This window comes from Staphylococcus sp. 231237_7MaSpsaltlick (assembly GCF_043107035.1).
In genome coordinates, this window is record NZ_JBICNX010000050.1 from 1 (window position 1) to 8884 (window position 8884).

Annotated in this window: 9 protein-coding genes and 1 riboswitch; of the genes, 1 reads left to right on the forward strand and 8 read right to left on the reverse strand. The window is 34.7% G+C overall.

The window, feature by feature from the left end; translation table 11 throughout:
- Window positions 1-138, forward strand: a 138-nt coding sequence (locus ACF91D_RS28925) for a cold shock domain-containing protein (RefSeq protein ID WP_392438210.1), incomplete at its 5' end; no start/stop codon positions are given.
- A 170-nt stretch (window positions 139-308) separates the two neighbouring features.
- Here ACF91D_RS28925 and lysA read toward each other — a convergent pair.
- The 8 genes from lysA to ACF91D_RS28965 form a co-directional block, all read right to left on the reverse strand.
- Window positions 309-1574: a diaminopimelate decarboxylase gene (gene lysA, locus ACF91D_RS28930; RefSeq protein WP_101093790.1), complete on the reverse strand. Its 1266-nt coding sequence runs from the start codon at window positions 1572-1574 to the stop codon at window positions 309-311.
- A 3-nt stretch (window positions 1575-1577) separates the two neighbouring features.
- Window positions 1578-2651, reverse strand: coding sequence for an alanine racemase (locus ACF91D_RS28935; RefSeq protein WP_069793085.1), 1074 nt, complete (start codon window positions 2649-2651; stop codon window positions 1578-1580).
- A complete protein-coding gene (locus ACF91D_RS28940) occupies window positions 2648-3805 on the reverse strand; it encodes a M20 metallopeptidase family protein (protein WP_119585657.1) in 1158 nt (385 codons plus the stop codon). Before ACF91D_RS28940 ends, ACF91D_RS28935 begins: the two co-directional genes overlap by 4 nt.
- Before the next feature lie 275 nt (window positions 3806-4080).
- Window positions 4081-4800 (reverse strand): 2,3,4,5-tetrahydropyridine-2,6-dicarboxylate N-acetyltransferase, encoded by a 720-nt coding sequence (gene dapD / locus ACF91D_RS28945; RefSeq protein ID WP_039066555.1) that lies wholly within the window; start codon window positions 4798-4800, stop codon window positions 4081-4083.
- Between the two features lie 22 nt (window positions 4801-4822).
- Entirely contained in the window at window positions 4823-5545 is a 723-nt protein-coding gene (dapB, locus tag ACF91D_RS28950) for a 4-hydroxy-tetrahydrodipicolinate reductase (protein WP_327620601.1), read from the reverse strand.
- On the reverse strand, window positions 5542-6429 hold the full coding sequence (gene dapA / locus ACF91D_RS28955; protein WP_101049340.1) for a 4-hydroxy-tetrahydrodipicolinate synthase: 888 nt from the start codon (window positions 6427-6429) through the stop codon (window positions 5542-5544). The genes dapB and dapA overlap by 4 nt, the downstream gene beginning before the upstream one ends.
- A 1-nt stretch (window position 6430) precedes the next feature.
- Window positions 6431-7420, reverse strand: coding sequence for an aspartate-semialdehyde dehydrogenase (locus tag ACF91D_RS28960; RefSeq protein ID WP_039066561.1), 990 nt, complete (start codon window positions 7418-7420; stop codon window positions 6431-6433).
- Window positions 7421-7470: 50 nt separating this feature from the next.
- On the reverse strand, window positions 7471-8673 hold the full coding sequence (locus tag ACF91D_RS28965; RefSeq protein WP_101093794.1) for an aspartate kinase: 1203 nt from the start codon (window positions 8671-8673) through the stop codon (window positions 7471-7473).
- 89 nt (window positions 8674-8762) lie between these two features.
- Window positions 8763-8884: riboswitch (Lysine riboswitch) on the reverse strand. This riboswitch is flagged as partial in the annotation.

An 8884-nucleotide genomic window follows, 5' to 3' on the forward strand; every position in this document is an offset into this window, starting at 1 on the left:
GGAGAAAACGACGTATTCGTACACTTCTCAGCAATTAACCAAGAAGGTTACAAATCATTAGAAGAAGGTCAATCAGTTGAATTTGAAGTAGTTGAAGGCGACCGCGGTCCTCAAGCTGCAAACGTTGTAAAACTATAATATAGATTGCAATATTGACTATTTAAAGAACCTTGTTAAAGGTTCTTTTTTTTATAGTCGCCGTTATATTTAATTACGGTAGCTTAATTTATATTATTTCATACCAGTATATACTAAATAAAAAGTGGTTCCATCAGCCTAAAGTAGGGGATAGAACCACTTTTTTTAATTTATTTCGTATCATTAATGATTAATTGACGTAATGATTGACGTTTAATAACTTCTCTAGCTTTACCGTCTTTCAAGAAAAATACAGAAGGCTTCTGCATTTGGTTATAGTTTGAAGCCATAGAATAATGATAAGCACCTGTAGATAAAACTGCTAAATAGTCGCCACGTTTTACTGTACTAGGTAATTTTGCGTCCTTGATAATAATGTCGCCTGACTCACATAATTTTCCTGCAATCGTAACTGTTTCATCTTTAGGGTCATTTCTATTAACAAGTAGTGCTTCATATTGTGCATCGTATAATGATGTTCTAATATGATCGCTCATACCTCCATCAATAGAAACGTACTTATTAACATTGGGGATTTCTTTAATTGTTCCAACTTCATATAAAGTGATACCAGCTTCACCGACAATAGAACGCCCAGGCTCAATACCGATTTCTGGGATAGGGTAATTAGCTTGTTTAGCAATCGCTTTAACAGCAGCAGTAATTTCCTCAATGCCTTCTTCGATAGGGAAGCTTACATCTCCTTCAACATATTTAATACTGAAGCCACCGCCAAGATTTATTAGCTCTACTTCGATATCATTTTCTTTCAACCATTGAACCACAAGTTTTGTAGTCTCAATCATTGCTTCTGTACCTTCAATTTGCGAACCTACATGAAAATGAACACCTTTAAGTTTTAAGTGTTTTGAAGTTCTAACTTTCTGTACACCTTGAATAGCTAAACCATGCTTAATAGATAAACCGAATTTACTATCTTCTTGTCCTGTTTGTATAAATTCATGCGTATGTGCTTCAACACCTGGATTTAATCTAATAACTACATTGACTTCTTCACTTGCGTAACGGTCAATAAGATCAATTTCTTCCAATGAATCTATAACGATATAGCCAACTTTACTTTCTAAAGCATATCGAATTTCATGTTTCGTCTTATTATTTCCATGAAAGTGGATATGTTGGGGATCAAACCCAGCTTCTAAAGCCGTGTATAGTTCACCTTCAGAGACAACATCTAATTCAAGATTTTCTTCTTGGACCAATTTAACCATTTGTAAACAAGTAAATGCTTTAGATGCATATGAAACATTATAATTTAATCCACTTTTTTTAAAAGCTTCATGAAAACGTCTCATTTGATTTCTAATTTGTACTTCATCATAGACAATTGTAGGCGTCCCAAAACTTTGCGCTATTGTTTTAAGACTTGTACCTCCCATTGTAAGTTCGCCACTATCATTATATTCTACTACCATAATTTATCTATACTCCTTTATTAGTGAGTCGTGATTCATTGCACTAAGTTGCTCGGAATTGGCACCGACACCTTTAAACGTATATTCATCAACACGTATATCATTATTATATAATATAACTTCATCTCGTGCACTCACACTATCATCGACTTCTACAAACATATGACTCATCATCAATGCACGTATAGGGAAACGTTTGCCGTTTATCATCGCTTCATGCTTCGCTCTGGATTTAAGAATACCATCACCATAACCAATATCAACCACTGCTAGTTTAGTTTGGTCTCTTGTAGCTTCAAACGCAAAACTATAACCACAGTAATCACCTTGATTTACTTCTCTTACTTGAATAATATTGCCTTTAACCGTTAATGATTGTTGAATGACTGTTTCGTCTATCGTACTATACGGTCTTGATCCGTACAAAGCAATACCTACACGTGCATGTGTATGATTAGGAAATATACCTTCTTCTCTATAATAACTTGCGCTATTTTGAGCATGAATCATATCAAATTGGTAGTTTTCAGCTAATAAGGCTTCTACAATATCTAACCACGCCTCACGTTCAATTTTATAGTCAGTCACATCAAATTCATCTGCATAACCAAAATGAGTCCACAAACCCACGATGTTCATTTTATTTGTATTTTGGTTTTGCTCATGATGTGAAAGTAGTTCTTTAATTTCAGCTATCGTCTTCAAACCTGAACGATGTAATAAATTTTCATATTCCACATGTACTTGTATATTATATAGTTCATTTAAATTCTCATAATAAAATGATAGAGAGGGTAAAGTCATTTGTATGTTATAAGCACGTACTTTATCAAATTCATAGACAGCATTCATTAAAAATATAGTTGCATCAGGAGCAAGTTTACGAATCCGTATAGCTTCTCTTAATGAAGTCGTGCTAAATGTATTAATGCCTATCGCCAAAAATTGTGTCACTGCAAACTCTAATCCATAATGATATGCATTGTTTTTGACCACTGCCATCAATTGGTTGTCTTGTTTTACATTTTCAGCATTTTTTCGAAATTTTGCTGTATCTACAGACCAAATAGCTGTCATTGTGCGCGCACCTCACTGTAAGATCTTAATATTTGTTCATAATAATCAGCAATCCTAATGAGCATGTGCTCATTAAAATTTAAATTAGAGGTATGTAAACCTGTAACATAGCCTTTAGATTCATCACGTACACCTACAAAAACAAAATAGCTTGGTGCTAACTGGCTATAAAAACTAAAATCTTCACCAAATAAATATGGCGTAGGTTTATCAATTACTTCAAAATTCGCATTTCTCAAACCATTTTCTACATGTTTACGTAAATTTGAATCATTATAAGTAGGTGGGTAACCTTCTTCAAATTTCACTTCACATTCAACATTGAATAATAATTTTACACTTTTGGCAATTTTAGCCATTTGTTGTTTGACGATTTCTAAATCATTAACATCATAAGTACGAATAGTGCCTTCTAGATAGCCATGACTTGGAACAGTATTAATAGCTTCTCCAGCTTCAAAATGACCCATATGGACGATATTTCGTTTCAAACCATTCAAATGATATTGTTGAATTTGACCAACTTGGCTTAGTACATGTTGCAATGCTTCTCCACAAGAATATCCTTGTTCTTTGTCTGCTACGTGACTTGATAAACCGTTTAAATAAAATCTATATTCTGTAGCGCTCGCAGTAATTTCTTCATCTCTAATTACAACGTGCCCTTCATTTTCAAATGGCATAACATGGACACCAAACACAGCTTCAATAGGGTAACGATTAAAAGCGCCGGCTCTAATTAATCGATTAGCGCCACCACCCGTTTCTTCAGCAGGCTGAAAGATAAATACAATATTTTGAGGAAGTTCGCCACAATCAGCTGCAGCCTTACAACGTTTAACAAATAGCATTAACGCTGTGGTATGTCCATCATGACCACATGCATGCATCACGTTGTCCGTTTTACTTTTAAAATCTATATCATTTTCTTCGAAGATTGGTAACGCGTCTATATCCGCGCGATAAGCAATTGTGTGTTCGCCATTACCAGGTAAATACGCAATAACACCTGTATCAAGTGGTCTTTGATACTCGACTCCCAAATCATCTAAAAAGTTAGCAATATATTCAGTCGTTTCATACTCATGTAAACTCAATTCTGGATATTGATGCAAATAACGTCTATGTGTTGTAACAAATTCTAACTCATTCATCAAAATCAAATCCTTCTAGTTAAAGTTATATTTAGACTTTATTTTATTCACAAAAGTCTATTATGTATCATTTAATATTATAAAAATGAGGAGGTAAGACGACCTTATTATATATGATGTCGCTACCACATATAACAAGTTGAGACATTATAATGAATTTTATACCGTCTCGTCTATACCTCCCAATTATCTATTTAAATATTCACTTAAAGTTACAATTTAAATTTTACCTCTATGTAAATACGTAAGTGAATATATTTTGTTTTAATTAAGTATTAATCATTTAATTTTCTTAACGCTGAAACGATTTCGCGTTTTGAATCCTCAACTTCGCTTGTTTGTTTAATGACTTTAGCAGGTGTACCAGCTACTACAGAGCCTTCAGGTACATCTTGTGTAACAATTGCGCCAGCCGCAACAATAGAACCTTTACCAACGCGAACGCCTTCAAGAATTACCGCATTGGCACCAATTAACACGTCGTCTTCAATAACTACAGGTGATGCGCTTGGTGGTTCTATTACTCCTGCTAATACTGCGCCAGCTCCAACGTGAACATTTTTACCAGTAGTAGCACGTCCACCAAGCGTTGCATTCATATCTACCATAGTACCTTCACCAACTACAGCTCCGATATTAATTGTAGCGCCCATCATGATTACTGCACCATCTTCAATAATCGCTTGTTCGCGAATAAAAGCGCCAGGTTCAATTCGTGCATTAGTATTTGTTAAGTCTTTCAATGGAATTGCAGAGTTGCGACGATCCATTTCAACTTCTAATTCATCAATACTTGATTGGTTGCTTTCGTAAAATTGTTTCCATTCGTCAGCTTCACAAAAGATTACTTTTGAATCAGCTGAACCAAAAACTTTAAAATTTTGAGGGAAACTCACATTTTCAAAGTTTCCATTTGCATACACTTTTAGTGGTGTAGATTTTTTTGCATCACTTATAAATTGAATAATTTCTTCTGCCGTTAAATGTTGTACCATAATTAAATACGCTCCTTAAGGTTTATAGGTTGTCAAATGTATAATAGTCATTTGCTTTGTTAATCAGTTTTTCTGCTGCGCCAATTGCACCATTGGCAAAAATATCTTTAGACTGTGCACGATGAGTTATTTCAATCGTTTCATCTGTACCAGCAAAGAGTATGTCATGTTGTCCTACAATAGTACCTCCACGAATTGAATGAACTCCAATTTCATCTTGAGTACGCTTTTCATTATTTTCATGCCTATCATAAACTGGTGTAGATTGTGTACGTAATGATTCAATAACATCGTAAAGTTTAACTAGCGTACCACTTGGTGCGTCAACTTTTTTATTATGGTGAGCCTCTGTAAGCTCAATATCAAAGTCTTCGAGTAATGGTACAGCAGCTTCTAAAATTTTAGTTAGTGCGTGAACGCCATAACTCATGTTTGCACTGAAAAATACAGGCATACGATTGCTTAGGTCTTGCAGTTTATTAATGATTGTATCTTTTTCACCAGTTGTAGCAATAACTAATGGTAAAGTGAAGTCCTCTTCTAATAGAGGTAATAATAATTCGGGATTTGAAAAATCAATGGCAACTTCTGCGTCTTTAACATCTGCAATATGCTGGTAAGCAGGGTAAGGATAGTCTTTAGATTTATCTCTTACAATCACCCCTACAATTTCATGTCCTTTTTCCTCGGCTAGTCTAGCAACACGTTGATTCATTGCGCCGTAGCCAATAAGTACTATTTTCATGCATTTTCACCTGCTTTAAATTGTTCATAAGCTTGTTCTAATGTTTCACGTTCACTGTCTTCAAGTGGAACTAACGGTAAACGCACTTCATAATTTCCAAATCCTTCTAACGCAGTTAACGCTTTTACTGGAATAGGGTTTACGTCTACTGATAAAGCATCTAGCAAAGTTTGAATTGGTTGAAATTGTGTTTCAATATTTTCCCCATTTTGTTTAGCGTCGTATAACGCTTGGAATGATTTTGGAATAACATTTGCGACAACTGAAATCACACCGTGCCCATCTTTATTAAAATATTCAACTACATTATCGTCATTTCCACTATATAAAGCGAACTCATCAAGGTTAAGACGGTTTTTTAAATCATCTAAATAATCAAAATCGTTTGTTGCATCTTTTAATGCGACGATATACTCATTTTGACTTAAAGTTTCAACAGTTTCTGCTTCTATTGTCATGTTCGTACGAGAGGGAACATTGTATAAAATCACTGGTAATTTAACCGCATCAGCAATTGTCGTAAAATGCGCAATTAAACCACGTTGATTTGTTTTATTATAGTAGGGCGTAATCAACATAATTGCATCTGCACCCAATTCTCTAGCACGTACGGAAGCTTGAATAGATTTTTGTGTATTGTTAGTACCTGTTCCTGCAATTACTGGTACTCGACCATTTACATGGTTGATGACATTTTCTAATATTTGTTCTTTCTCATCGTCAGTAAGTGTAGGATTCTCTGCTGTAGTACCATTGACTACGATAGATTTCGTATCGTTCTCTATTAAATAATCAACATGTCTTCTAATGGCTTCGTAGTCTACTTCATTGTGTGTGAATGGTGTTGCTAAAGCTACACCAACACCTTCAAAAATATGTCCCATCTTATTTAACTCCTTTCAAGCTCATCACTTGTTCAAGAATCTGTACTGCATTTAACGCTGCACCTTTCAATAAGTTATCGGAAGTACACCATACATGGAATGTATTATCTAAACTATCATCACGACGAATACGTCCTACAAAGATTTCATCTTTATTAGTAGAATGTATCGCTAATGGGTATTCGTTATTCTGTGGATTGTCTATAAGTACAACACGATCATCATTTTCAAATAACGCTTGTATTGCTTCAACCGTCGCTTCTTTTTCTAATGTAACGCTCATGTGTACGCTATGGCTATCTTGTACTGGTACACGAACACAAGTCGCTGTAACCTTTAAATCATCTGCATTTAAGATTTTACGTGTTTCATCAATCATTTTTTGTTCTTCTTTTGTATACCCATCTTCAAGGAAACTATCTATATGAGGTAATACATTATTATAAATTGGATGTGGATATGCTTCAGGCGCTTTGCCATTTGCACCTTCTGCTAAATCTGCTTTACCTTTAACACCTGATCCAGAAACTGCTTGATAAGTTGTGTATGCTACGCGTTTCAAACCGTAAGTTTCTTGTAATGGTTTAAGCGGAACAACTGATTGAATTGTAGAACAGTTAGGATTTGCAATGATTTTTCTATCTAGTTTAGGTTCATTGACTTCTGGCACAATTAAATCAATGCCTTCAGCCATTCTCCATTGACTAGAGTTATCAATAACGATAGCGCCTGCTTCTTCAAAGATAGGTGAGTAGTGCTCACTTGTACTTCCACCAGCACTCATCAATACATAATCAAATGATTCTTTAGCCGCATCTTCAGTCAACTCTCTAACTATATACGTTTGACCTTGGAATTCTACTTGTTGTCCAGCCGAACGTGCTGATGAAAATAGCACCAATTCATCAAATGGTATTTCTTTTCTATCTATAGTTTCTAACATTTTTCTTCCTACTAAACCAGTTGCACCTGCGATTGCTAATCTTGTCATATACAATACACTCCAATATTATTTTTTAATAGTACTATAATTTTGAAAATTCAGATATCAAAAATTTGATAAAGAGTTTGAACAGCACGTTCACCATTCATAGCATCAATAACACATGAAATGCTAATTTCTGAAGTTGTTGTTTGATAAAATGATATATCATTTTCAATTAATGTTTTGAATGCTTTTGAAGCTACGCCCGACATGTCTCTCATGCCAGAACCAATTAAAGAGAGTTTAACGTAATCTTCGTTTATCTTAAAGTCTAACGCACTAAACGATTCTTTTAAAGACTCTAATATCGTTGAAATTTGAATGGCATCTGTGTCTTTAATCGTAAATGACATTTGTAACCCTTCCAAATTAATGATTTGCGAGATCATATCAACATTAACGGAACCATCTTCTAAATGATTAAATAATGCAGTTAATAATTTATTATCGGGTAGGGGATAACTAATTGTAACGTGCATCATATGTGTATCTAACGCAACGCCTGTAACGGCTTTTCTTTCTAATATTTCAGTTTGGGGCATAATCCATGTTCCTTTCACATTTGATAAAGTTCTTCCTAAGTAAAGTGGGATACTATAATTGTTTGCCAATTCTACACTTCTTGTTTCAAGTACGCCTGCGCCTAAAGCACTCATCTCCATCATTTCTTCATATGAGACATAGTCTAAACGTTTTGCATTTTTGTATAGCCTTGGATCTGTCGCATAAACGCCATCAACATCTGTATATATTTCGCATGCTGTGTTATTGCTAGCTGCTAACGCGACTGCTGTAGTATCTGATCCACCACGACCTAGTGTAGTCACTTCAAAGTTATCATTTATACCTTGAAAACCTGCTATGACTAAAATGTCATTTTCAGTAAATGCTTGCTCGAATGTGTCAGGGTCAATTTCTGCTATGCGACTTTTTAAATGATGACCAACCGTTTTAATACCAGCTTGATAACCAGTCATTGCTTTAGCGTTAATTCCAATATCATTTAAAACCATCGATAAATAAGAAACCGTTTGTTGTTCTCCTGTAGTAAGTAAGAGAGCAAGTTCTTGGTCTTTAGGGCTACTAGTTAAAGTAGAAACGTTTGCCATTAGTTCATCTGTTGTTTTACCCATAGCACTTACAACCACAATTAATTGTTCACCTTGTTCAACTCTTAATCTAAGCATTTCAGCAATATTTTTAATTTTAGTAAAATCACTTACTGAAGAACCTCCAAATTTCAAAACACTTCTTTCCAATTTCTATATCCTCCTCAACGAATAGGGGAGAATCACAGTATTATAAAAAAAGAACAAGTTCGGAATGCGAACCTGTTCTATAATATATATACAAGTGATGCACTCCATTATTTTAAAATAATGACAGACTCTTAGCTCTTAACCATAAAGTCCAACGTGTTATAAGCTGCTATTATAACTGTTTCGGCATCTCACCCTTTCAAAATTAGCT

Bases quoted from the DNA above. Each gene is read 5' to 3' on its own strand.
- dapA (WP_101049340.1), bottom strand. From the start codon at position 6,429: ATGGGACATATTTTTGAAGGTGTTGGTGTAGCTTTAGCAACACCATTC.
- ACF91D_RS28960 (WP_039066561.1), bottom strand. From the start codon at position 7,420: ATGACAAGATTAGCAATCGCAGGTGCAACTGGTTTAGTAGGAAGAAAA.
- lysA (WP_101093790.1), bottom strand. From the start codon at position 1,574: ATGGTAGTAGAATATAATGATAGTGGCGAACTTACAATGGGAGGTACA.
- dapB (WP_327620601.1), bottom strand. From the start codon at position 5,545: ATGAAAATAGTACTTATTGGCTACGGCGCAATGAATCAACGTGTTGCT.
- ACF91D_RS28940 (WP_119585657.1), bottom strand. From the start codon at position 3,805: ATGAATGAGTTAGAATTTGTTACAACACATAGACGTTATTTGCATCAA.
- ACF91D_RS28935 (WP_069793085.1), bottom strand. From the start codon at position 2,651: ATGACAGCTATTTGGTCTGTAGATACAGCAAAATTTCGAAAAAATGCT.
- dapD (WP_039066555.1), bottom strand. From the start codon at position 4,800: ATGGTACAACATTTAACGGCAGAAGAAATTATTCAATTTATAAGTGAT.